The sequence below is a fragment of the Pseudomonas sp. Irchel s3b2 genome (genome assembly GCF_900187445.1).
GTDB lineage: Bacteria > Pseudomonadota > Gammaproteobacteria > Pseudomonadales > Pseudomonadaceae > Aquipseudomonas.
In genome coordinates this window covers 20,761-43,663 of the sequence record NZ_FYEB01000016.1, presented here as the reverse complement: position 1 = coordinate 43,663, position 22,903 = coordinate 20,761, and the positions used below count along the sequence as shown (strand labels likewise).

At 60.5% G+C, this 22,903-nt stretch carries 21 protein-coding genes, 1 tRNA gene and 3 pseudogenes; 7 read left to right on the top strand and 18 right to left on the bottom strand.

What is annotated here, in order from left to right; all coding sequences use genetic code 11:
- Window position 1 precedes the first annotated feature (1 nt).
- Window positions 2-1,105 (top strand): cellulose synthase complex periplasmic endoglucanase BcsZ, encoded by a 1,104-nt coding sequence (bcsZ, locus tag CKW20_RS24690; protein WP_095055218.1) that lies wholly within the window; start codon window positions 2-4, stop codon window positions 1,103-1,105.
- Window positions 1,096-4,605 (top strand): cellulose synthase complex outer membrane protein BcsC, encoded by a 3,510-nt coding sequence (bcsC, locus tag CKW20_RS24685; protein ID WP_371857450.1) that lies wholly within the window; start codon window positions 1,096-1,098, stop codon window positions 4,603-4,605. The genes bcsZ and bcsC overlap by 10 nt, the downstream gene beginning before the upstream one ends.
- Here the strand turns inward: bcsC and CKW20_RS24680 are convergent.
- Window positions 4,605-4,883, bottom strand: a pseudogene (locus CKW20_RS24680) (transposase); the annotation flags it as partial. The gene bcsC and the pseudogene CKW20_RS24680 sit on opposite strands and share 1 nt — an antisense overlap.
- Window positions 4,884-4,945: 62 nt before the next feature.
- Here CKW20_RS24680 and CKW20_RS24675 point away from each other — a divergent pair.
- The 3 genes from CKW20_RS24675 (at window position 4,946) to CKW20_RS24665 (ending at window position 6,065) form a co-directional block, all read left to right on the top strand.
- Window positions 4,946-5,137 carry a hypothetical protein gene (locus tag CKW20_RS24675; RefSeq protein ID WP_141228982.1) on the top strand — a complete coding sequence of 64 codons (192 nt, stop codon included), beginning with the start codon at window positions 4,946-4,948 and terminating at the stop codon, window positions 5,135-5,137.
- 278 nt (window positions 5,138-5,415) lie between these two features.
- The gene (locus CKW20_RS24670) at window positions 5,416-5,706 is read left to right on the top strand and encodes a type II toxin-antitoxin system ParD family antitoxin (protein WP_095055216.1); all 291 of its coding nucleotides are present in this window, start codon (window positions 5,416-5,418) and stop codon (window positions 5,704-5,706) included.
- 2 nt (window positions 5,707-5,708) lie between these two features.
- Entirely contained in the window at window positions 5,709-6,065 is a 357-nt protein-coding gene (locus CKW20_RS24665) for a type II toxin-antitoxin system RelE/ParE family toxin (RefSeq protein ID WP_095055215.1), read from the top strand.
- A 180-nt stretch (window positions 6,066-6,245) separates the two neighbouring features.
- Here the strand turns inward: CKW20_RS24665 and CKW20_RS30265 are convergent.
- The 10 genes and pseudogenes from CKW20_RS30265 to CKW20_RS24615 form a co-directional block, all read right to left on the bottom strand.
- Window positions 6,246-6,497: pseudogene (locus CKW20_RS30265) on the bottom strand (Arm DNA-binding domain-containing protein); the annotation flags it as partial.
- Window positions 6,498-6,818: 321 nt separating this feature from the next.
- Window positions 6,819-7,769 (bottom strand): glyoxylate/hydroxypyruvate reductase A, encoded by a 951-nt coding sequence (locus CKW20_RS24655; protein WP_095055214.1) that lies wholly within the window; start codon window positions 7,767-7,769, stop codon window positions 6,819-6,821.
- Complete coding sequence (locus CKW20_RS24650; RefSeq protein ID WP_095055213.1) at window positions 7,766-8,179, bottom strand: VOC family protein; 414 nt, start codon at window positions 8,177-8,179, stop codon at window positions 7,766-7,768. The genes CKW20_RS24655 and CKW20_RS24650 overlap by 4 nt, the downstream gene beginning before the upstream one ends.
- 31 nt (window positions 8,180-8,210) lie before the next feature.
- Window positions 8,211-9,572, bottom strand: coding sequence for an amidase (locus CKW20_RS24645; protein WP_095055212.1), 1,362 nt, complete (start codon window positions 9,570-9,572; stop codon window positions 8,211-8,213).
- Window positions 9,573-9,681: 109 nt separating this feature from the next.
- Window positions 9,682-10,506 carry an aspartate dehydrogenase gene (locus tag CKW20_RS24640; protein WP_095055211.1) on the bottom strand — a complete coding sequence of 275 codons (825 nt, stop codon included), beginning with the start codon at window positions 10,504-10,506 and terminating at the stop codon, window positions 9,682-9,684.
- Window positions 10,503-11,414: a polysaccharide deacetylase family protein gene (locus CKW20_RS24635; protein WP_095055210.1), complete on the bottom strand. Its 912-nt coding sequence runs from the start codon at window positions 11,412-11,414 to the stop codon at window positions 10,503-10,505. Before CKW20_RS24635 ends, CKW20_RS24640 begins: the two co-directional genes overlap by 4 nt.
- A 58-nt stretch (window positions 11,415-11,472) precedes the next feature.
- Window positions 11,473-12,441: a substrate-binding domain-containing protein gene (locus tag CKW20_RS24630; RefSeq protein WP_095055209.1), complete on the bottom strand. Its 969-nt coding sequence runs from the start codon at window positions 12,439-12,441 to the stop codon at window positions 11,473-11,475.
- Window positions 12,441-13,409 carry an ABC transporter permease gene (locus tag CKW20_RS24625; protein WP_095055208.1) on the bottom strand — a complete coding sequence of 323 codons (969 nt, stop codon included), beginning with the start codon at window positions 13,407-13,409 and terminating at the stop codon, window positions 12,441-12,443. Before CKW20_RS24625 ends, CKW20_RS24630 begins: the two co-directional genes overlap by 1 nt.
- On the bottom strand, window positions 13,406-14,392 hold the full coding sequence (locus CKW20_RS24620; RefSeq protein ID WP_095055207.1) for an ABC transporter permease: 987 nt from the start codon (window positions 14,390-14,392) through the stop codon (window positions 13,406-13,408). Before CKW20_RS24620 ends, CKW20_RS24625 begins: the two co-directional genes overlap by 4 nt.
- Window positions 14,392-15,882: a sugar ABC transporter ATP-binding protein gene (locus CKW20_RS24615; protein WP_095055206.1), complete on the bottom strand. Its 1,491-nt coding sequence runs from the start codon at window positions 15,880-15,882 to the stop codon at window positions 14,392-14,394. Before CKW20_RS24615 ends, CKW20_RS24620 begins: the two co-directional genes overlap by 1 nt.
- A gap of 133 nt (window positions 15,883-16,015) precedes the next feature.
- Between CKW20_RS24615 and gcvA the strand changes: the two genes are divergently transcribed.
- Complete coding sequence (gcvA, locus tag CKW20_RS24610; RefSeq protein ID WP_095055205.1) at window positions 16,016-17,026, top strand: transcriptional regulator GcvA; 1,011 nt, start codon at window positions 16,016-16,018, stop codon at window positions 17,024-17,026.
- 199 nt (window positions 17,027-17,225) lie between these two features.
- Window positions 17,226-17,693, top strand: coding sequence for a RidA family protein (locus CKW20_RS24605; protein ID WP_095055204.1), 468 nt, complete (start codon window positions 17,226-17,228; stop codon window positions 17,691-17,693).
- Between the two features lie 55 nt (window positions 17,694-17,748).
- Here the strand turns inward: CKW20_RS24605 and CKW20_RS24600 are convergent.
- From CKW20_RS24600 to CKW20_RS24570, 7 genes and pseudogenes are all read right to left on the bottom strand, one after another.
- Window positions 17,749-17,976, bottom strand: a pseudogene (locus CKW20_RS24600) (Arm DNA-binding domain-containing protein); the annotation flags it as partial.
- A gap of 210 nt (window positions 17,977-18,186) precedes the next feature.
- A tRNA-Gly gene (locus CKW20_RS24595) sits at window positions 18,187-18,262 on the bottom strand.
- A gap of 63 nt (window positions 18,263-18,325) precedes the next feature.
- Complete coding sequence (gene pgsA / locus CKW20_RS24590) at window positions 18,326-18,886, bottom strand: CDP-diacylglycerol--glycerol-3-phosphate 3-phosphatidyltransferase (protein WP_007896267.1); 561 nt, start codon at window positions 18,884-18,886, stop codon at window positions 18,326-18,328.
- Window positions 18,887-18,919: 33 nt separating this feature from the next.
- A complete protein-coding gene (gene uvrC, locus CKW20_RS24585) occupies window positions 18,920-20,743 on the bottom strand; it encodes an excinuclease ABC subunit UvrC (protein WP_095055203.1) in 1,824 nt (607 codons plus the stop codon).
- Window positions 20,744-20,745: 2 nt separating this feature from the next.
- A complete protein-coding gene (gene uvrY / locus CKW20_RS24580; RefSeq protein ID WP_008015884.1) occupies window positions 20,746-21,387 on the bottom strand; it encodes a UvrY/SirA/GacA family response regulator transcription factor in 642 nt (213 codons plus the stop codon).
- Between the two features lie 127 nt (window positions 21,388-21,514).
- Window positions 21,515-21,958 carry a GNAT family N-acetyltransferase gene (locus tag CKW20_RS24575; protein WP_095055202.1) on the bottom strand — a complete coding sequence of 148 codons (444 nt, stop codon included), beginning with the start codon at window positions 21,956-21,958 and terminating at the stop codon, window positions 21,515-21,517.
- The gene (locus CKW20_RS24570) at window positions 21,959-22,717 is read right to left on the bottom strand and encodes a carbon-nitrogen hydrolase family protein (protein WP_095055201.1); all 759 of its coding nucleotides are present in this window, start codon (window positions 22,715-22,717) and stop codon (window positions 21,959-21,961) included.
- Between the last annotated feature and the right edge of the window lie 186 nt (window positions 22,718-22,903).

Genomic DNA, 22,903 nt, shown 5'->3' with positions numbered 1-22,903 from the left:
GATGAAAGCCGCCATCGCATGGGCGTTGGCCCTGAGCCTGCCGGGTCTGGCGACTGCCGCCGAGTGCACCTGGCCGGCCTGGGAGAGCTACAAGAAGGCGATGGTGAGCCCCGATGGACGGGTGATCGATCACTCGTTGCAGCAGCAGATCACCACCTCGGAAGGCCAGAGCTACGGAATGTTCTTTGCCCTGCTGGGCAACGACCGTGACAGCTTCGCCAAGCTGCTGAACTGGACCCGGGACAACCTCGCCGGCGGAGACCTGAACCACCAGCTGCCCGCCTGGCAGTGGGGCCTGAGCAAGGAGGGTCGCTGGCAGGTGCTGGATCCGAACAACGCCAGCGATGCCGACCTGTGGATGGCCTACAGCCTGCTGGAGGCCGGTCGCCTCTGGAAGCGACCGGATTATGAAACCCTTGGCCGCAACATGCTCTGGCGCAGCGCCGCGCAAACCCTGCGCCCGCTGCCCGGGCTGGGCCTGATGCTGTTGCCGGGGGATGTCGGCTTCGAATCCGCCGATGGCTGGCGACTCAACCCCAGCTACCTGCCGCCACAACTGCTGGCGCGTTTTGCCCTGGTCGCTCCCGTGTGGGGCGACGTGGCGAACAGTACCCGGCGCCTGCTGCTGGAAAGCTCGCCCAAGGGCCAAGTCGCCGACTGGGTGGCCTGGAAGGCAGGGCAAGGCTGGGCAGCGGATGCCAAGGGCGCTATCGGCAGCTATGACGCGATCCGCGTCTACCTCTGGCTGGGCATGCTCGATCCCCAAGCCCCGGACAGGACCGAGTTGCTCGCGCAGGTGCAACCCATGGTGGCGCTGACGGCGCGGCTCGGCCATCCGCCGGAGCGTGTGGATATCGCCCAAGGCACCGCAGAGGGCGTCGGCCCGGTTGGCTTCTCGGCGGCGCTGTTGCCGCTGCTGGCCAGCGCAGCCGAAGGCGATGCGGCGTTGGCGGCCCAACGCGAACGCCTACGCCAGAACCCGCCTCCGGCGGACGCCTATTACAACCAATCACTGCTGATGTTCGGCCAAGGCTGGGACCAACAGCGTTATCGTTTCGACAAGGACGGCCGGCTGCTGCCGGCGTGGACTTCATCATGCAAGTAGTGCTCATGCGCAAAGTCGTGTCGCAATGGACGTTGGTGTTGAGCTGCTTGTCGGGCACCGCGCTGGCTCAGCCGGTTACCCCCCAGGACCAGCAACAGTGGCTGCTCGGACAGGTACGCCTGGGCGAGGCGATGTATCGCGAGGACCTGGTGCGCGACTCGCTGGCGCGCCTGGAGTCGATTGCTCCAGAACATCCGCAGGTCTTGGTCGGCGGGATTCGCCAAGCCCTGCTGCAACATAACCAGCCGCTGGTCGAGCAACGCCTGCAGCAATTGCGCCGCCAGGCCCCGGGTTCGCCGGCTCTGCACCAGGCCCAGGCCCTGATCAAGCTGCAGAGCAAGGACGGTCAGCATCTGTTGCAGCAAGCCCGCCTGCTGGCAGCTGCCGGACGGGCCGAAGAGGCCGCCGCACAGTACCAGGAGCTGTTCGGCAGCGAGCCGCCGGACTTCTCCAGCGCGTTGGAATACTGGGCTGTGCGCAGTGCCATCAGCGGCCAGCGCCCCGCGGTGACCCAGCAGTTGCAAAGCCTCGACAGCCAGTACCCGGGTAACGCGGGGCTGCGCCAGATGCTCGCCGGCCTGCTGTTCGCCGAACAGCGCGATGCCGAAGCCTTGGCGATTCTGCACCAGCTGGCCAGCGATCCCCAGGCCAGCAACCTCGCCTCCGAGCGCGAATACAACTACCTGAGCAAGCTGCCGGTCAACGGCGAAACCGCTCGCGCCTGGGAAGACTTCCAACGGCATTACCCCTATTCGACCTTCAAGAACCAAGCAGCCAAGCAGCTGCAGCATCAGCGCCAGTTGCTCGGCGACCCGGCCTGGCAGGCCGGCGTCAAAGGCAAGGAGCTGCTGGAGGCCAACGACAATGTCGGCGCCGAAAAGCTCTTGCGCCGCGCTTCGCGCAGCTACCCGGATGATGCCAGCCTGATCGGCTCCCTAGGCATCGCATTGATGCATCAGAACAAGCATGACCAGGCCTATACGGCGTTCACCGAAGCCTTGGGCAAGGAACAGGACACTTCCTGGATCAGCAAGTGGAAAGACCTGCAGCTGGCCAACCGCAACTGGATGCTGCTGCAGCAGGGTGACGAAGCCCTGGAGCGCAAGGACCTGGCGGTGGCCCGCAAAGCCTATCAACAGGCGCGCCAGGTCAATCCCGACGAAGCCGACTGGCTAGTGGGCCTGGCCAATGTCGCACTGGCCGAAGGCGAAGACATTCAGGCCGAGGCCCTGCTGCTGCAGGCGCGTAAGCTGCAGCCCGACAACGGCAAGGCGGTGCGCGCTCTGGTGCGTCTGTACCAGACGCAAGCGCCGGAAAAGGCCCAGGGCTACCTCGACACTTTGCCGGCGGCCACCCAGCGCGAATTTGCGGCCTTGCGCCGGAGCCTGGAACTCGACCGTCTTAACCTCGAAGCAGATGCCGCGACCCAGCGCGCCGACTGGCCTACGGTTTCGCGGGTGCTGTTCAAGGCCCGGCCACTGGCCCCGGACGATCCCTGGCTGACCTATCGCCTGGCCAATGCCCAGCATGAACAGGGGAAGGACAGCGCGGCCGAAGACAGCTTCCGCCAGTTGATCCGGCGCCAGGGCAGCAATGCCCAGGCCCGTTACGCCCACGGCTTGTACCTGGCCTCGATCGGGCGTGATAGCGAGACTCTCGCCACCCTGGCCGCCATTCCCGCGGCGCAGTGGGACGACAATATGCGCGATCTGTCCAGCCGGGTCGAACGCCGTCAGCTGTTGGCCCGGGCCCGGGCCCTGCGTGATGCCGGTCACGAGCCGCAGGCGATCGCCCTGCTGCTGCGCGCCCCGAGCACCGACGATCTGGCGACCCTGGCAGACTGGGCCTACCAGCGCGGCGATCAGCTGCAAGCCGAGACCTACTATCGGCAAGTCCTGCAGCGCGAGCCGCACAACGCCGAGGCACAGCTGGGCCTGATCGAAACCCTGATTACCCGCGGCCAGCTTGCGCCGGCGCAGCGCGCCCTGGAAGAACTGGCGGTGCCAGCGAACGCGCCAGCGGCCTACCAGCGGCGCCTGGCCAATGCCTGGACCGGGGTGAGCCAGCCGGACAAGGCGCGCGCGCTGTACGCCCGCCTGCTCGATACGCCACAGAGCGATCCGCTGCTGTATCGAGATGCGGCGCGGCTGATGTCCCGCCAACAGCCCCAGCAGGCGCTGGACAACTATGCCCGCAGCATGGCCGCCGCCAGCTTGATCGATCCCGCGCAGGCCAACCCCCGCGACGATCGCGCCATGACCCTGGCGAGCCGGGCGAAGGACGCCGACGAGTGGCTGCCGCGCAGCCTGCGCAGTGACGTGGACACCCTGTACCAGGCGCAGAACCCGACTGTGCACCTCTCCCATGACTTCGCCTGGCGTACGGACAACTCGTCGTCGGGAATTTCCGACCTGACCACACAGACCACCATCCTGCGCCTGGATGCGCCGATTACCGAAGGTCAGGGCTTCCTCCAGGCCGAGCGGGTGGAGCTGGATGCCGGCAGTTTCGCCACCGATGCCAACGGCCTGCACCGCGAGCAGTTCGGTACCTGCGCACTGGTCACCAGCGGTTGCCCGGATACCTCGGAAAGTACCAGCGGCACAGGCTTGGCGATGGGTTGGAAAAATGAGCGCTGGGCGCTGGATCTGGGACATTCGCCAGAAGGCTTCAAGGTTCCGAACTGGCTCGGCGGGGTCACCTACAGCAGTGACTGGCGGTCCCTTGGCTGGTCCCTTACGGCCTCGCGACGGCCGCTGAGCAACTCTCTGGTGTCCTATGCCGGCGCGGTCGACCCGATCACCGGAATCACCTGGGGGGGCGTCACCGCCAATGGCGTCACCCTGGGGCTCAGTCATGACGAAGGGGGGGTCGACGGCGTCTGGGCCAGCCTCGGCGCCCACTGGTTGCGGGGCAAGAACGTCGCCGACAACCAGCGCCGGTCGGCCATGGCCGGCTATTACTACCGCCTGATCGACCGCGCCGACGAGCGTCTTCGCACCGGTCTGACCCTCATGTACTGGGGCTACGACAAAGACCTGAGCGAATACAGCCTGGGCCAGGGCGGTTACTACAGCCCACAGCAGTACTATTCCATCGGCGTACCGCTCAACTATGCCTGGCGAAATGCCGACTGGTCAGTGCTGCTGGAAAGCTCGGTGGGCTGGTCCTATGCCAAGACCAGCGATAGCGATCTTTATCCCGCTCATGGGGCGGACAAGTTGCGCGAGCTGGTCGAGCAGGCCGGCTACGTGTTCGACGAAAATGCCAGCCAGGCCAACACCGGCAGCAGTAGCAGCGGGGTTAACGTCCGCCTGCAAGGCCTGTTCGAACGCAGGCTATCGGACAACCTGGTCCTGGGCTCCGGCATCACCTGGCAGCACAGCGAGGGCTACGCTCCGAGCCGGGCCTTGCTCTACCTGCGTTACACCTTCGACCCCTGGCAAGGCAACCTGCCGTTGCCGGTCGAACCCATAGCGCCTTACGCTGACAGGCGCTGACGCCGCGAGGAAGCGACGGCCTGAAACTTACTGCCATCGAAGGCCACGCCTGCTATCAGGCCGGCCGTGCGGCAAAACCGGGCGAAGGCACGGCAAGTCGCAACAAAGGCGGGTTTGTTGTTTTTGCGAAAGTCAGCGATGGTCTTGAAGTCTGGCTTGAGTCAGCTGATCAGCCACATGACCTCGATGTTGCGCTGACATTCGGCTTCAAGTCGACGCGAAGAGCGAATCCGCTGGAAATGGCCGTAGAGATAGAGCTTTAGCTGGTCGGCGGGATCAGTCTTCGCGGGTGGCGCGCTGATGGGGATTTCAACTTGGATCTGCGGGCCTTGTGGTTAAAGTGATCACACTGGTTTTCGGCATTGCCTCCATCATCAACCTGATGTGGCCGCGCACGCCGGAAGCAGGATGGCTGAACAAGTGGCTGATCCTGATTTCGATGGTCGTCCTCATTGCTTTGGGGCTGATTCAGTTGGTGATGCTCAACATGTCCAAAGAGCCCATGCAGGGGCAGTCCAGTCCGGGGATTTGAGGCCACAACGCAAGTATTGCGTCGATTGACAGCGCCGGGGCTCGGCCAACCGACCCCAGCTTTATCTTCAGCACGCTCAGCAGCAATATTTCTGCCCTCAAGCATTGGCCAAACCCCCACCCGCCTTTTCCCGTCTCATGGTAGCGTTCAAAAAACTCCCTTCGGATGTCGAACGACACAGTTCGTCAGATACAAATCCCAAACTATATGTACGCAGGTAAAATGGCATTATATGCCAATGATCGGAAGAACTTGTCTGCCCAAGGCTGGAGCTAATTATGGCGACGCGAAACGTTGTGCTCACCCCTCACCAGGAACAGGTTATCCATGACCTGGTCCAGTCCGGCCGTTATCAGAACGCCAGCGAAGTGATGCGAGAAGGTTTGCGTCTATTGGAACAGCGCGTCGCCGAAGACACCGCCAAAATTGAAGCCCTGCGCCAGGCGACCTCGATCGGCATCATGGATCTTGAGCACGAGCGCTTTACTCAGTTGACCGAAGGAGATCTGGAGCACTACCTCGAGGACTTGAGCATGGAGGCAACCCTCCCCGCGCGGAAGAAAGACTGAGCATGCCGCCGTATCGGATTTCCAACGCGGCGCGCGCCGACATTGTCGACATCCTCAGGCTCTCCCAGACTCAGTTCGGAGATCAAGCACGCCAGCGCTACCAGGCACTGATCCTCGCGGCGCTGCAAGCGATTGCCGGCACGCCTTATCGCATTGGCAGCCACGATCGCGATGAGCTTGCACCGGGGCTTCGCAGCTATCACCTCGTCTATTCACGCCAGCAGGCCAAACACCCTCATGGGATGGTCAAAAACCCGCGCCATATCGTGTTCTATCGTGTGGCAAACGACGACGTGATCGAGGTCGTCCGACTCCTTCATGACGCCATGGAAGTGCAGTTGCACTTGCCTAATGACTGATCACCGACCTGGCCGGCCCAAAAGGCTTAACTGCCCATGAACAGCGTAGGAAAGGCGCCCGCCTCTACATCGCAACCTGAGCGCCCTCGCTGTCAGCCGACTCGGCGGCCAATTGAAGCGGGAGGCCAATGCTGAACAAGCGCTTCTTAGGCGTTTTTCCGAGGCCTGGCGCCTGGCATTACGCTCCAGCTGCCGATGGACACGCGGATCGATGCTCCTGGCGACCAGTGCCCTCGCTTCATCACGCAGAGCGCGAGCATCTCGTAAGCTAATTTCAGGATAGGTACCGAGAGAAATACGGGGTTGCTTATCCGCTCAGGAAAAGCGGAAGTGCCAGCACTTGGCGCCTTTCGCGAGGCCGTTGAAGTCAGGGAGGGTGTAATCCTTGGCTCCGGGCTTGGCGTGTCGGACCGCGGTCTTGGTGAGCGCCATACGCCACGAGAAAACCGATCTGCCGAGCACCGGATTGATGCAGTGCAAAATGTGCCCATTGGGGCTGGATCTGAGTGTTTTCAGGGGGTATCAAGAACAAAAAAAGGGGGCAATTCCAAGCCACGATATTGGATTTTCTCATAGCCAACTGGAGGAGCAGCCAGCAGGTTGCAGGAATCGACTTATCACTTAGCACCGACTCTGCACACCTTCATGATCACTGTGTGCCCCCTCGCACAAGAGCCCATAAGCCTCTGACGATTAAAAGGGTGCTATGCACCCTCACCCTCCAGGATAATGAACAGGACCACCCCGGCCGAATCAGTAACCTGCTTGCGTATCGACGCTTGCTGGGATCAAACCGCTGCTGCGAAATGCCTGAATGTTGGATGCGACAATGGCTGATGCGGTTTGATGATGGGTCGGTGCGGAACAATGTGGCAGCACCGACACCTGTGGGTGCGTCCACTGCCATTGATCTTGGGGTAAGGGTTCGACGGCAAAGACGTCCAGTACCGCATGGCCAATATGGCCGCTGTCCAGTGCGCTCGACAGCGCTGCGTCATCGATGATCGGCCCTCTGGCAAAGTTGATCAGGCTCGCGCCCGCCGGTAACCAGCCGAGGGTTTGAGCGTTGAGCAACCCGGTGGTGTGCTCGGTCAATGGCAGCAGGCAGATCAGGATGTCGGTCGCGGCGAGCATCGATTGCAATTCTGCAGCGCCGGCGAAGCACTCGACATTCGCCAGTGCCTTGCGCTCGCGACTCCAGCCTCTGACCTTGAAGTTCGCCGCATGCAGACGCTGTGCGGCCGCTTCGCCCAGCACGCCCATGCCAAGCAAGCCGACCGTCCGCTCTTGAGCGCGCACGGCAGGCAGTGGCTGCCAACGTTTCTGCCGTTGCTGACGGATATAGCTGGGCATGTCGCGATGCAGATACAGCGTCCAGGCCAGTACGGCTTCGGCCATGGTTTCGGCGAGTTGCGGGTCGATCAGGCGGACGATCTTCAGTTCAGCCTGAGTCTGCTTCAGGTCGGCGACAAGGCGTTCGACGCCCGCCCAGACGCTGTGTACCCAGCACAACTCAGGCAACTGCTTCAAGTCGGCGGGGCTGGGATTGGCCACGATGGCCAGGGTGCACGCGGCTTTATCAGCATCATTGAGTTGGCTGAACATGACAATACGTTCGCCAGGCATCGCCTCTTGCAGGGCTGCGATCCATTGTTGCGTCGCCGGATAGCCAGGCGCGGCGAGAAACGGAATCGGCGGATTCATACAGCATACACCTGCTGCAGATCCGCAAAGCCTTTCACTTCAATCGGGTTTCCCGCCGGGTCGAGGAAGAACATCGTCGCCTGCTCGCCCGGTTGGCCGGCAAAACGAATGCTCGGCGCCATGACAAATGCAAGCCCCTGCTCTACCAGTCGATCAGCCAGCGCCTGCCAGTCGGGCATTGCGAGAATCACCCCCAGGTGTGGCATCGGCACCCAATGTTCGCCGACGCGTCCGGTGTTGGTCACGGCGAAAGGCTCGCCAAGGTGCAATGAGAGCTGGTGACCGAAAAAGTCGATATCGACCCAGGTCTCGGTACTCCGCCCTTCCTTGCACCCCAACAACGTGCAGTAGAAATGACGCGATTCATCAAGGTTGCGAACGTGATAAGCCAAGTGAAAAATTGATTGCATGATGTTCTCCAGATAACAACTGAACGTTAGGTCACACGCGGTTTTCGACGCTTCGTAAAAGTCGTTGCACGGACTGAGCCACACTCAACAACGATTCATCGCGGCCATGCCGATCGATCAGCATCAACCCCACAGGGGCTGTGCCGGGTTCATGGCAAGGGATGGAAACAGAGCAGCCATCAAGAAAATTGGCGAGCATGGGATTGCGCAGCAATAGCAGGTTGAAGTGTTGGAAATCCCTGTTGTCTGCCACTTGGGAGAAGGTCGGTGCGATGATCGGGACCGTGGGGCATATCAACAGATCCACGTCCTGCATGCGCCGCTGCACACGCGTGATCCAGTCCCGGCGAGCGTTACAGGCATCCTCATAATCAGCCTGGCGGTACAACGCACCGTTCTCGATACGCGCCCGTACATTGGGGTCGTACTGATCCGCACGGGTGCGCAATATCTCCTGATGCAAGGCATAAGCTTCAAACGCCACAATCGCTCCCCGGCGATTGATCGTGGCCACTTCGGCCAACTCATCAAGCGCCATCTCCCGCAGCTCGGCGCCGGCATCGTGCAAGCGCTTCAAGACTGCCGAATACGTCTGCGCCACGTGCTGATCGAGGCCATCGAGCACCAGGGTCTGGGGCACGCCGAACTTCACTCCACGCAGATTGATTTCAGCGGGCAGGCGGATGTCTGTTCCGGCAACGATGCTATCGATAATCGCGCAACAGCCCGCGTCAGGCGCCAGTACGCCTACTGAGTCGAGGCTCTTGGACAACCCAAACACGCCCCTGCCATTGACCCTCGATGCGCTGGGTTTGAAGCCGCTAATGCCGGTCAAGGCCGCAGGAATCCGGCACGAGCCACCTGTATCGGTACCGAGCCCCGCCGCCGCCATCCCGTCAGTGACAGATATCGCCGCCCCCGAAGACGAGCCCCCGGGGATGCGTTTGAGTGCCCGCTCAAAGGGGTTGGCCGGCGTCCCGTAATGGGGGTTGAGGCCAATGCCGGTATAGGCAAACTCGCTCATATTGGTTCGGCCTATGATGATCAAGCCCGCGGCCTTCAGTCGCGCAACGGCGAAGGCGTCCTCGTGGGCCGGCGATGCGCTGGATAGCACCCAGGAGCCGGCGGCCGTGACTTGCCCCGCCACGTCGAACAGGTCCTTGACCGAGACCACGAGCCCCGCGTAAGGCGACATCTGTTGGCCCTTCTGCCGCCAGGCATCGACCGAATCCGCCCGCAGCCGGGCGCCTCTCACATCAATATGCAAAAAGGTGCGCGCACCTTCACCGTCTGGATCGAGTGCGCGTTCCAGGCAGGTTTCAAGTAGTGCGCGGCTGGTGGTTCGACCGCGCGCCAACTCAATACGCAATGACTCCAGCGACATCATGCTCATGACGGACAATGCTCCATGATCGATCGGGCGATTAGCCAGGGCCGACCGCTCGGCGTCGGCACTGGCAAGCAGCAGGCGGCCAATTGACAGACGCCATGGGGCTGCGGCTTCACGTACCGATGCGCAGCGGCGCGTTCATTTTGCGTAGCAGAGCCACCACACTCTGCGCGGTGATGCGACCGGTCCTGGGGTTGTCCGAGGGGATGTTCTCGATGGTCATGGTCAGGCTCGCCGAATCGGCATCGACCTCGATCAAATGAGTATTGCGGGTCACCGACGGGTCTGCCCAGATTTCCAGGGTCGTGCGGTCAGGGCCGATCCCCGCCAGCGATAGGGCCACCACCACATTGAGGTTGGCCGGAAACCCGCGAGCGGCCTCGCGTGCACTGCCCTTGAACACGCGCTTGGGCTTGTCGAGCCCTTCGATGCTGATGAAGTTCTCCAGCAGATAAGGCGCACCCACCAGGCCACGAGGTGGCTTGCGCGTGATCATTCGTACGGAGTGAATCACGCCCTCCGCCGCTGCGGTCACTGCATCCAGCCCAAGCAAGGCACCGGTGGGCACAAGAATCTGGCCACCATGCAGGCGCGCCAGGTCGATCAGGTGCGGGTTTTCCAGCAAGGCGCCGGAGCTGAGCACCACCAGCTTTTTACCGGCGCTCAGAACGAGCAGCGCAATCTGCGGCAACAGCGTCGCGGGTGCGCATTCGATGACCACATCGCTGGCCTGCGCCAATTCATCCAGGTCCAGCAGCGCCGGTGGATTCTTCAGGTTGGCCAACACCCCTGCTGCGCGCTCGGGGTTGCGTACGGTGATGCCCACCAGGCGGATGCCGGGGATGCCTGCGTCGAAGGTTCGCGCCAACGACGCACCCACAGCGCCCAGACCGACGATGCCGATGCGTAAATCGGAAGAATAGGGGCTAGTGGTCATGCTGGGGCTCCCTGAGGGCTATCGTTGAAATCCGGCGCAATCTGCTGCGCGTAATGCTTGGCAATTTGCCCGGCGGTGGTGAACCAAACGGCATCGTCCCGGCGCTTGATGTGTTCGAGCAGTTTGCGCAAGGCCTGTAGCCGAAACGGCTGACCCATGATGAAGGTGTGCAGGGTCATGCCGTAGACGAGGGACTGCTGGGTGGACTGGACCAGCATTTCATCGAAATTGGCGATCGCCATTTCCGCGAAGGCCGGTGCGGTTCCGTGGTGCAGAACGACCATGGGCACATCGTTGACTTCATGCGGGTAAGGCAGGCTCAGAAGCTTGCCTTCACGGGTTTTCATCCATACCGGCTGGTCATCCATCGGCCAGTCCAGCGTGTATAAATAGCCGGCTTCTTGCAGCAGGTCCTCGGTCACGGCGCTGGGGTTGGCACCGGGGCTCATCCAGCCGACGGGCTGTAAGCTGCTGTGTTGCTTGATCGATTCGGTCGCCGAATGGATCAACTGTCGTTCCTGCTCTTCTGACAAACCGTTCTGTATTTCGGAGTTGCTGCGCCCATGGGCAACGATTTCCGCTCCGGCATCTACCAGTGCCTGTACCAGCTCAGGGCAGTGCTCATAGCATTCAGTGTTGAGCAGCACCGTGAGCGGAATGCCCAACTCCTTGCACAGTGTAAGAATGCGCCAGCCGCCGACGCGATTGCCGTACTCGCGCCAAGCCCAGTTGTAGGTGTTCGGTTGAGAAATACCGGGCGAGTAAGACAGCCCGAGCCCGCCGCTGCCGTAGGAAAAATGCTCGACGCAGAGCGCGACATAAAACGCCAGTCGCTTGCCCTCCGGCCATTGAAAATCTGCGCGTGACTCTATGCCTGAATAAGCGAAACGATTAGGTCCAGGTAGCATGAGCAAGCCTCTTTTGATGACGGTTCTTGAAGGAGCGGGAGAAACCGTTGGCCGATGGTCACGGGGTGTAACTGGCAGGCGCCATGACCTGGTCCAGGTTGATTGTTGCCACGTCCTGGGGCGAGATTTTCAGGGCGGGCAGCGACACGACTTTTTCGACGCTTTGCTTGTGCGCTGCCGCAACGGCCAGGCGCAAGGCGGAACGCCCCTGCTCGACCACCTGTTGCACCGAACTGCACACCACCTCGTTGTTGGCCAACAGCTCCCGGGTGGTCGGGCTGAAGTTAGAGGTGGAAACCTTGACTTGCTCCAGACGGCCCGAGGCACGCAGCGCGGCCACGGCACCTGCGGCCATGTCTTCGGTGGCCGAGTAGATGCCTTTGAGGTTGGCGAATCGCTGCAACCAGTCTTCGGTGGTATTGAGCGAGGCGTTGCGGTTGTCTGCCAGGCGCGATTGCGCTACCACGTTGATCCCGGGGAATTTGTCTTTGAGGGTCTGACGAAAACCCTGGGCGCGCAGGTCCGACCACGCTTGCCCGGCGGGACCTGCGAGCATTGCCACATCGCCCTGCCCTTGCAGCGCCTCACCGAGGCATTCGGCCTGCATGCGACCCATGTCGTAATGATCGGCGGTGACGATGGAGGTCAGGTGCTGGCTGTTGGGCGGTGACGAAATACCGATCACCGCAATCCCCTGGCGCACCGCCTGATCGACCACCGCGCGCACCGCGTCACCATTGGTTGCCCCGACGACGATGGCCCCGACACGTCGCTGGATCAACGACTGCAACTGGGAGATCTGCTGGGCGACATTGCCATCCCCGCCAGCACTGAGCTTGATCAGTTTGACGCCCTCCTTGCTCGCCTCGTCCTGCGCGCCATAGGCGCTGGATATCCAGAAAGACTGCGACAGGCTTGGCACGGCATAACCGATCGTCAACTCCTCGGCGCCCACTTCGGCGACGCACGATAGGGTCACGGCAAGCATTGCAAGTGGCGCACGCCAAGGCTGTATGAACGTCTTCATCATGATTCACCGTATGCGGTAGAGGAGGAAAAAAGCCGCAGGATCAAACGATCCAGGCCGCCAGCAACGAGGATGATCAGACCCATCACGATCTCCGCAATGAACGGTGACACCCCTTCGATATTCAATGCGGTCTCCAGCGCCTGGATCAGCAGCACGCCGAAAAACACTGGCCAGACGCTCGCCGTCCCGCCCTGCAACGCGGTGCCGCCGATCACGGCCGCGGCCACCGACTGCAGTGCCCAACTGACGCCCTCGGTGGGCAAGCCGGTGCCGGTCTTGCAGAAGAGCACGGCGCCGGCCAGGCCCGCCAATGCGCCACAGGCCAGATAGGCGATGCACGTCACCCGGCGACTGTCGACGCCCACCAGTGACGCGGCCTGCGGGTCGCAGCCGACCATGAACAGGTGCCGCCCGAGGGTGAATTTCTTCAGGGTCAGCCCGACCAGCAGCATGCAGATCAAGGCCGGGGCCAGCAGCAGGGGGATCCCCGCGACGTTTTGAAAGGCAAGGTCTGTCAGTGCGCTGGCGTCGATGGGCACCACCGGTTGACCGTCATCGGAAATCAGCCGCGCCAGGCCTTGAGCCGCGATCATGCTGCACAGTGTCGCGACAATCGGCTGCACCCGAAGGTAGGCAATCAGCAGCCCATTGAGGCCACCAAACAGTAAACCGACCACCACCGCGAGGGTGATCGAGGGCGTACCCAGCCAATCCATGGTCAATGCCGCGACGGTGCTCGAACAGGCCGCGACCGCCCCCACCGAAATATCAAAGCCGCGCACCAGCATCACCAGCATCTGCCCCAACGCCAGCAGCGCGAGGATGGCGGCTTGCGAGCCGATGTTTTGCAGGTTGCCCAGGCTTGCGTAATCGGCAACCAGGGCCCCGGCCATCAATAAAACCAGGAGCAAAGCACCGGGGGCCACCAGAAAACGTGCCTGGCGGTTGATCGTTGATGCCTTCATTGAACGTTGCCCCTGAGCAGGTGGATGCAGCGTCGACGAACGTTGGGCAATTGCGGCAGTACCACCGCGGCACCGATAACCAGCGCCATCAGCAACTGTTGCCAGGCCGACGTCAGGTTGAGCAGCACCACAGCGTTATTGAGCATGGCGATGATCAGCGTACCGCACACCACCTGCACCGCAGAGCCGCGCCCGCCATTCAACGGAATCCCGCCAATGGCACAGACCGCGATGGTTGCGAACGCCAGGTCGGGATAAAGATTGGGCTGGCCGGAGCCAACGCGGCTGGTCAGAATCGCCCCGGCCAGTGCGCAAAACAGCCCGGCGACGATATAGGCCAGCAACACCATGCGCCGTGCCGGCAGCCCGGCATTCAGCGCGGCGTTGAAGTTGGTCCCGACCAGGTACCAGCTGCGCCCGACCAGCGTGGACCGCAACAGGCCATGCAGGCTCAGTACCGCCAGCAGTGCGAGGATGATCGGCACCGGTATACCCGCGACGTGCCCGCTGCCCAGCCACAAGAAGCCCGGCGAAGGTGCGGCGTCCAGCGGCATTCCGCCGGACAGCAGCGACGCCAGTCCATGCAGCACCAGCAACATGCCCAGGGTCACCAGAAAGGCCGGAAGCTTCAGGTACGCGATCAGTAAACCGTTGCATAAACCGACCAGCACCGCGACACAGATACCGCCGGTAAATGCCAGCGCGACCCCCAACTCAGGCGCCAGTATCACGGTCACAACGCTGAGCAGCGCGACCGCCGAGCCCATTGAGAAATCGATTCCGCCGACGATCAGGATCCCGGTTTGCCCGCAGGCCGCAATCAGCAGAATCGAGCCGACACGCAATACGTTCTGCAGGTTGTCCACGGACAGGAATCTCGGCACGAACAATATACACAAGATAAACACCAGCAACGGCACGGCAATCACACCGATCCGTGAGCCCAGCACAATCGCCGGATGCTGTTTGATCAACGTCGTCATCAGCACGCTCCCGCCATCATTGAAAGGACTGCATCGGTTTGCGCGTCGGCCATCATCCGGCCCGCGACCTGATGGGAAGCGACCACCAGCAACTGATGACACAAAGTGTTCACCTCCAGCAGATCGGACGACACCACGATGATCGCAATGCCGCGACAGGCCAGTGCACGAAGCGCTTGATGAATGCTTTCGCGGGCCCCCACATCCACCCCTCGGGTCGGCTCCAATACCACCAGGACGCGCAGGTTCGGTAGCACCAGGTTGCGCAGGAACAGCAGCTTTTGTTGATTGCCACCGCTGTAATACGCCGCGTCCAGATCCAGTCGTGGCGGGTTGAGATTGAATTGAGCGATCAAGGCGTCGAACGGACCGGCCTCCTCGCGCAAGCGCAGGACGCCCCAGCTCGAAAAACCACGCAAGACCGATGCCGAGGCGTTTTGCAGCGCGGACAAGCCGAGGAACAAACCATCGGCATGTCGATCCGAGGGCACGTAGCCGATACCAGCGCGCATTGCCGACTGGCGATCATTGACCACCTCCGACGTTGCATTGAGCGAGACCGTCCCGCCGTGGCCGCTGGCCGCACCCGCCAGCACCTCGCCCAGGCGCAGGGCGCCAGAACCGGCGACACCGACGATGCCGAGCACTTCACCCTGGTGCACGCAAAGCGACAACGGTTGCGCCGTGGGTGTCAGCCGGATGTCCTTGGCCTCAAGCACCACCTCACCTCGGGTACTCACGCACAACGCTTGCGGCTCAAAGGTTTGCCCGAGCATGTGCTGGACGATCTGCTCTGCTGAAATATCGTCGCGGGCAGCGGCATTCACCACCGTCAAACCGTCGCGCAGAATGGTCACGGCGTCCGCCATGCGCTTGATATCGTCGATCTTGTGCGAGATGTAGAGAATCGCCGTGCCTTTGGCGCACAGCACCTGCAACGCCTGGTGCAGGCGATCGGCTTCCCTGGCGCCCAGGGCGGCGGTCGGCTCGTCGAGAATCAGCACCGAACAGCGGCGGCCCACGCCACGGGCGATTTCCAGCAACTGCCGCTCGCCCAGCGACAGCTCATCGACCAGGCTGTCCAGCGATACATCCAGGCCGACCAGGCTCAGCACTTCAGTCGCTTGCTGGCGATCCAGGCAGTTGTTCCGGGCCCACGAACGTTGCGCGCTACCCAGGCCAAAGGCACTCAGGTTTTCAAGCACGGTCAATGGGGTGAACAAGGTGGAGTGCTGATAAACCGGAACCACGCCCTGTTTCAATGCATCACGCACCGAACCGAAGACCACCGGTTGCCCGTCCAGCACCAGTGCCCCGCCATCCGGGCGAATGGCGCCGACCAGGATTTTGACGAATGTCGATTTTCCTGCGCCGTTCTCCCCCATCAATGCGTGAATCTGCCCTGCTTTCAACACCAGGTTCGCATCGCGCAGAGCGCAGGTGGTGCCGTAGTGTTTGGAAATTCCTGACGCCTGAAAAATGGTTTTCATTGTAATTAGGCTCTTCCAGCTCTGGGTTTGCACGCCCCAGCCGACATTGGTCGCCGGCTGATGGGGTGATCGTAAGGCCGACCTTCGAGGCCTGACAAACAACTTGTTGCACCTCTATGCATGAGCCAGAATCATGCATAAACCTTTCCTAGGTGGTGCCTACATGTCGCCTCAGTTGCCCCCGCTCGCTGCGCTCAAAGTGTTCGAAGTCGCCGCCCGTCATCTGTCTTTCACCGACGCCGGCAAGGAGCTGTTCATTACCCAAAGCGCCGTCAGTCGCCAGATCCGCGCCCTGGAATCCTTCCTGGGCTGCAAGCTGTTCGAGCGCATGACCCGGCGCATTGAGCTGACGGATGCCGGCAGTCAATACTTGCAGAGCATTCAGGCCGCGTTTCAGGCCATCGCCAAAGCCACTACCAAAGTCAGGAACAGCAAGGACCCGCAGATAGTGACGGTCAACGTGCTGCCGACGCTCGCCACACTCTGGCTGATGCCACGCCTGGGCAAGTTCACCCAGGCTTATCCGGACATCGAGCTACGCCTGATCACCTCGATCCATCCGGTGGATTTTCATTCAGGCACCGTCGACGTCGCCCTACGGGTGGGGCGGCTGCCGGGCAAGGTCTATCAGAAGAAACAGCCGCGCATAGAAATGGAGATGGTCGACAATTGGACCGGCGTCAGGGCTGAGCCGTTGTTTGCCGACGTGCTGGTGCCGGTCATTGCCCGCCGCCTACTGTCCCAAGGCGCACCGCTGGAGACGCCCAAGGATCTGCTGCATTACCGGCTGATAAATACCTCAAGCCGCAAGCATGCCTGGCCTGACTGGCTTGGCCAGCACAAGCTCAATTACGAAAAATTCAAGGAGACGGCGGATTTCGGGCACTTCTTTATTGCGTTGCAGGCGGCACGCGATTGCAAGGGCGTGGCGATCGTGCCACTGGTGCTACTCCAGCAATGCGATTTTCGCCATGAACTGCTGTGCCCTTTCGAGCCTGGGCTTGAGAGCGCCGGGGAGTATTACCTGCTGACCGGCAAAGACGCGGCGGAGGACCGCTCCCTGAGATTATTCTGCAAATGGGTACAGAGCGAGGCGGCGCAGATTCGTGACCTGGCGAGCAAGATCATTCATGAAACCAAGTGAATTCCACCATGCATGCCCTCAGCTCATGCATGTGTGCAATCAAATCGTTTGTCAGTGCATGAGCACCTGCCGATGATCGGTTGCTGCGCCGCAATCCCTGATGGCAGGGCTGCTCGGCGTGGCAATGCCAAGACATCAAAGGGACACTCCAATGCGTGTTGCAACCCTCTTTATCGTACTAACTGGAATGCTATCCATCATGCCCACTCAAGCCAGTGACAACATCATTCGCCACCTGAACCCCGCCAGTGCCAGCGAGCCTTGGGCTCGGGAATTCGCCGAAGCCATCGAGGTCCCTGCCAATGCCAGGCAGATCGTCCTCAGCGGGGTCGGGCCGGAGCTTGCCGACCCCAGCGCCGCAGCCGGCTCGATCAAGGCCTACGGCGGCACCAAGGCGCAAACCCTGAGTGTCATCAAGCAGATCGAGGCCACACTGAAGCGTCACGGTTATACCTTGGGTGACGTGGTGAGTATGCAAGCGCTTGTCGTCGGCGACCCGGCGTTGAACGGAGAGGCCGACTTCGAGGGCTTCTCAGAGGTTTACAACCAGTACTTCGGAACGCAGGCCCAGCCTAACGTGCCTGCGCGTACCCGCGCTCAAGTCATACGCCTGGTACCGCCGGGCTGGTTGGTGGAGATCACGGTTACAGCGATCAAGGCGCAGTAACGTCACGCCTGGACGTGCTGGCCTGACGAACACCGGCCAGTGATGCCGCCTAAAAGGCTACCAAGGCACGCGCCTCATCGCGTCGCGCTCGGGCTTCTTTGAGGCTGATCTGCGGGTAACTACCGAGAGACATGCGCTTCTGCTTGCCTGACCAGTAGTAACGGAAAAGCCAGATTTTTCCGCCGCTAACCGCCACGTTGAGCGTGAGGCCATCACTGTCACCGAGCGTGTAGTCATTACCTGTGACTCGGGCGTGTCGAACAGCCATTTCTGAGAGTGCCATCGCGAGCTCCTGAACAGAGTCAGGGCTAGATGCTCATCTCGCTACGTAAACTGCTCCAGCAACAAACCGATTTAGTACGCGTCAGAATCCTGGACTTAAACGCACCGGATAGTGCTGGATTTCAGTGCTTCCCGCCGGAACGAAAAAAGGACCCGAAGGTCCTGATTTCAATCACTTACAGAATTCAGTGGAACTCTGTAGCGCAATATTTGGAGCGGGAAACGAGACTCGAACTCGCGACCCCGACCTTGGCAAGGTCGTGCTCTACCAACTGAGCTATTCCCGCGTCTTGGTGAGGCGCATTCTATAGAATCCAGATGCTCCGTCAACCCCTTGATTCAAAAAAGTTTTATTTCTTTTCCACGTCCGTCTTCAGATGTGGCCAGGCGGCCCGCAAGTATTGGACCATGGACCACAACGTCAGGCCCGCGGACACCAGCAGCAAGGCGTAACCCATCAGGACCCAGAAGCTGAAACTCGACGGATTGGCCAGCAGGATCACCAGCGCCAGCATTTGCGCGGCGGTTTTCCATTTGCCCAGGTTCGACACCGCCACATGAGCACGGGCACCGAGTTCGGCCATCCACTCGCGCAGTGCCGAAACGACAATTTCACGACCGATGATTACGGCGGCCGGCAGCGTGAGCCACAGGTTGCCATGCTCTTGCACCAGCAGAACCAGGGCAACAGCGACCATCAGCTTGTCCGCAACAGGATCGAGGAAGGCCCCGAACGGTGTGCTTTGTTCCAGACGACGGGCCAGATACCCGTCGAGCCAGTCGGTCGCGGCAGCAAATGCAAAGACCGAGGCGGACGCCAAATAGCTCCAATGGTAAGGCAAGTAAAACAGCAAAATGAAGATCGGGATGAGCAGGACGCGTAGAACGGTAATCAGATTAGGGATATTCATCGGCACAACTGGCTACGAGGTGAGTTGGGCATTCTACTCGCTGTGCAGATTTGCATAAATCAACTCTGCGAGCTTTTTGCTGATTCCGGGTGCTTTGGCAATCTCTTCGATGCTGGCACGAGACAGCTCCTGCAATCCACCAAAATGTTTCAACAAATCGCGTCGACGTGTCGGTCCGACGCCGGCAACGCCCTCAAGTGTAGACGTGCGGCGAGTTTTTCCACGACGTGCGCGGTGCCCGGTAATGGCGAAACGGTGGGCTTCGTCGCGAATCTGCTGAATTAAATGCAGCGCGGGGGAATCGCCGCGCAAGGTGAATTCATGGGCCGCATCGTTGAGGTACAGGGTTTCGAAACCGGCCTTGCGTGTTGCGCCCTTGGCCACACCCAAGAGAATAAGATCCGGCACAGCCAGTTCGTTTAGCACGTCACGCGCCATCGACAGCTGACCTTTACCGCCGTCGACCAGCAAAATGTCCGGCAATTTACCCTCGCCGTCCTTCAATTTGCTGAAGCGCCGGCTCAAGGCCTGATGCATCGCGGCATAGTCGTCGCCTGGCGTAACGCCTTCAATGTTGTAGCGGCGATAGTCGGATTTGATCGGGCCTTCCGGGCCGAACACCACGCAGGACGCCACAGTGGCCTCGCCGCTGGAATGACTGATGTCATAACACTCAAGACGTTGCGGCGGTTCATCCAGGCTCAGCACGTCGGCCAGAGCATCGAAACGTGCCGCAACGTGTTGCCGGTTAGCCAGACGTGCGCCCAGCGCTTGCTCAGCATTAGTGACCGCCAATTGCTGCCAGCGCGCTCGGGTGCCGCGTACTCGATGGCTGATGGTCAACTCACGACCGCGCAGCTCTTCGATGGCTGCGATCAGGGTCGGAAAGTCTTCGTGTACCACGTTGACGATCAGCTCGCTCGGCAAGTCGCGTTCGGGACTGCTGATGTAATATTGGCCGAGAAACGCGGCCATGACTTCGGCAACGTCTTCCTCAATACCCACCTGCGGAAAGAAGTTCTTGCTCCCCAATACCCGGCCACCGCGCACGCTGATCAGGTGTACACAGGCGCCACCTGGATTGACGAACGCCGCAATCACATCGACATCGCCCGTCCCGCCTTCCATGCTCTGCTGGTCCTGGACCCGACGCAGCAATGAGATCTGGTCACGCAACTCGGCGGCACGCTCGAACTCGAGGTTGACCGCCGCCTCCTCCATGGCCGCAGACAACTCGTCCGCCAGGGCGTTGCTGCGCCCTTCAAGAAACATCACCGAGTGGCGTACATCTTCGGCATACACCTCGGGTTCCACCAGTCCCACACACGGCGCCTTACAGCGCTTGATCTGGTATTGCAGGCAAGGTCGAGCGCGATTCTTGTAAAAGCTGTCTTCACACTGACGAACAAAAAAAGCCTTTTGCAGCAGACTCAGGCTTTCGCGAATCGCACCGGCGCTGGGATAAGGGCCGAAATATTTGCCCTTGGCCTTTTTCGCCCCCCGATGAATGCTCAAGCGTGGGAACTGACCATCCGAGAGAAAGACGTAAGGGTAGGATTTGTCGTCGCGCAGCAGGATGTTGTATGGCGGGCGCCATTCCTTGATCAGCGTCTGCTCAAGCAGCAAGGCTTCGGTTTCGTTGGCCGTGATAGTGGTTTCGACCTGGGCGATACGGCCTACCAGCGCAGCGGTCTTGGGGGCAAGACCCGCTTTGCGGAAATAGCTCGCCAAACGCTTCTTGAGATTTTTGGCTTTGCCGACATAAAGCAGACGCGCATCGATGTCGAACATGCGATAGACGCCCGGCCGCCCACTGACCGTCGACAGAAAAGCACTTGGATCGAAGGTTTCAGTCATTTTCAGAGGCTGGCATCAACCATGCCGTGACGAACCGCCAACAGCGTCAACTCGACATCGCTGCTGATCGAAAGCTTCTCGAAAATTCGGTAACGGTAGGTATTCACTGTTTTTGGCGACAGGCACAGCTTGTCAGAAATGATCTGCACCTTCTGACAGCCGACAATCATCAACGCAATCTGGATTTCCCGCTCCGACAAGGCGTCGAAGGGCGAATCATTGGTTGGCTGGAACGACTTGATCGCCAGTTGCTGGGCAATCTGCGGGCTGATATAGCGTTGCCCGGCAAACACCAGGCGAATGGCCTGGACCATTTCAGGCAATCCGGCGCCCTTGGTGAGATAACCTGCGGCACCTGCCTGCAACAGCCGGGTAGGAAACGGATCCTCTTCGCATACGGTAACTGCGACGACTTTGATGTCTGGATGACTGCGCAATAATTTGCGCGTGGCTTCAAGACCACCGATCCCGGGCATCTTGACGTCCATCAGCACCACATCGGGTTTCAACTCTCGCGCTTTAAGCAGGGATTCCTCCCCTGACTCAGCCTGGCCGACTACTTGCAGGCCATCGATGTCAGCCAGCATTCGTGTAATGCCTGTACGAACGAGATCATGGTCATCGACTACTAGCACCCTAATCAAGCAGACACCTCGCGATTTGGTCTTATTGGATTGCCGAACACCTTAGCAAAAAGCAACTGGCAGACCTAGCGGAAAGCAGCATATAAAAAGTGTCAATTCTTCTTGCGAGGCTTGCCACTAGAGTGTTTCAGCGAAGCAGTTCATTGATATCACGCTGCATTCTCAGGAAACAGTCGTCTTTGCCGACCACCTTCAGACCCTTTCTTTCGTAGAGCTTTTTTGCCGGGTTATTTTCAAAAACGGTCAGACGCAATGCCGAACGTCGCTCCTTGCATGCCATGGCGAATACCTGATCGATCGCCCAGGAACCTGCGCCCTGGCCCTGATACGCTTCAAGTAAATGCAATTCGCGGATATACAAGGCCCTGGCATCACGGCTCAGGCTGATATAACCCATCAGCGTCTCATCACGCACAATCAGCCAGTTTTCGCGTCCCTCCCAAGCGACATCGAAGGCCTCGTCCAGCCATAACAGATCATGTTGAATGTAGTAGCGAAGCATGTTTCGGCAAGTCAGGTTACGAGCGAAGTCCAGGTCCCGAGATGTTGCCGGACGTAATTCGAACCCCATTCAAGCCTCCGCCACAGCCACGATTTGCCCCTTCCAGCCGTCGGCATTGCGGCGAGCAACAACCATAAGATTCCCCGTGCCCGGTGCCGCCACAATCAACGTCCCGTCCGCCGCCCAGATTGCACTGCGTCCTGCCGATTCCCAGCCACCCGTTGCGCCGCCATGGTTGGCCATCAGCACCGCCATCGCATGGGTTTGGGCATAACCTTGCAATAGTGCGGTATCTGGAGCGTAGCCGTTTTCTGTGATCAACACGCCCGCAGCGTAAAGATCAGCGCCCTGAGCCGCCGCCGCTGTCGCGTGACTGGCGTGAGAAAAATCAGCACATACCGCCAGTGCGACGGTGTCGGTACCGATTTTCAATGTCGAACCGCCCGTTCCAGGAGCAAATGCTACCTCTTCGCCCGGATGCAGATGCTGTTTGCTGTAAACCCCGAGCGAACCATCGGCGCCCAAGACCAGAGCACCGATCAATATCGGCGAATCGTCCGACAGACGAATCGGCATCCCGACGATACTGGTCACACCGACTTCCCGTGCGAAATCGCGCAGCGGCTGCAACACCCCGGCGTCAGGCGTTATGGCCAACTCCGCCGCCAGGCTACGCTCATACCCGGTCAGCGATAACTCCGGGAACACCAGCAATTGCACGCCCTGCTCCGCGGCAACCTGCATGAAGCGCTGGTGCCAGGAAATATTGGCGGCAAGATCACCAGCGATGGAGATCGCTTGAGCGGCGGCGATGCTCAGTGTCGTCATGGTTCGTCCTTGTGTCGTTGTGTTTGGGCGCAGTGCAAAGTGTGTCACAACCCTCTATGTACTCAAGCGATAGAAAAACCCGTGATCATCGATAGCATTTTCTGATTGAATCCGCGTACCGGCCTCTAGTAAGCTCGGTGCATTCATCGGAGACAGACCATGCTCAACGCCCTCTTACAGCTTCGT

Coding starts and splice junctions, on each gene's coding strand:
- bcsZ (WP_095055218.1), top strand. CDS start 2: ATGAAAGCCGCCATCGCATGGGCGTTGGCCCTGAGCCTGCCGGGTCTG.
- bcsC (WP_371857450.1), top strand. CDS start 1,096: ATGCAAGTAGTGCTCATGCGCAAAGTCGTGTCGCAATGGACGTTGGTG.
- CKW20_RS24670 (WP_095055216.1), top strand. CDS start 5,416: ATGGCGACGCGAAACGTTGTGCTCACCCCTCACCAGGAACAGGTTATC.
- CKW20_RS24665 (WP_095055215.1), top strand. CDS start 5,709: ATGCCGCCGTATCGGATTTCCAACGCGGCGCGCGCCGACATTGTCGAC.
- CKW20_RS24655 (WP_095055214.1), bottom strand. CDS start 7,769: ATGAATCCGCCGATTCCGTTTCTCGCCGCGCCTGGCTATCCGGCGACG.
- CKW20_RS24650 (WP_095055213.1), bottom strand. CDS start 8,179: ATGCAATCAATTTTTCACTTGGCTTATCACGTTCGCAACCTTGATGAA.
- CKW20_RS24645 (WP_095055212.1), bottom strand. CDS start 9,572: ATGAGCATGATGTCGCTGGAGTCATTGCGTATTGAGTTGGCGCGCGGT.
- CKW20_RS24640 (WP_095055211.1), bottom strand. CDS start 10,506: ATGACCACTAGCCCCTATTCTTCCGATTTACGCATCGGCATCGTCGGT.
- CKW20_RS24635 (WP_095055210.1), bottom strand. CDS start 11,414: ATGCTACCTGGACCTAATCGTTTCGCTTATTCAGGCATAGAGTCACGC.
- CKW20_RS24630 (WP_095055209.1), bottom strand. CDS start 12,441: ATGAAGACGTTCATACAGCCTTGGCGTGCGCCACTTGCAATGCTTGCC.
- CKW20_RS24625 (WP_095055208.1), bottom strand. CDS start 13,409: ATGAAGGCATCAACGATCAACCGCCAGGCACGTTTTCTGGTGGCCCCC.
- CKW20_RS24620 (WP_095055207.1), bottom strand. CDS start 14,392: ATGACGACGTTGATCAAACAGCATCCGGCGATTGTGCTGGGCTCACGG.
- CKW20_RS24615 (WP_095055206.1), bottom strand. CDS start 15,882: ATGAAAACCATTTTTCAGGCGTCAGGAATTTCCAAACACTACGGCACC.
- gcvA (WP_095055205.1), top strand. CDS start 16,016: ATGCATAAACCTTTCCTAGGTGGTGCCTACATGTCGCCTCAGTTGCCC.
- CKW20_RS24605 (WP_095055204.1), top strand. CDS start 17,226: ATGCCCACTCAAGCCAGTGACAACATCATTCGCCACCTGAACCCCGCC.
- pgsA (WP_007896267.1), bottom strand. CDS start 18,886: ATGAATATCCCTAATCTGATTACCGTTCTACGCGTCCTGCTCATCCCG.
- uvrC (WP_095055203.1), bottom strand. CDS start 20,743: ATGACTGAAACCTTCGATCCAAGTGCTTTTCTGTCGACGGTCAGTGGG.
- CKW20_RS24575 (WP_095055202.1), bottom strand. CDS start 21,958: ATGGGGTTCGAATTACGTCCGGCAACATCTCGGGACCTGGACTTCGCT.
- CKW20_RS24570 (WP_095055201.1), bottom strand. CDS start 22,717: ATGACGACACTGAGCATCGCCGCCGCTCAAGCGATCTCCATCGCTGGT.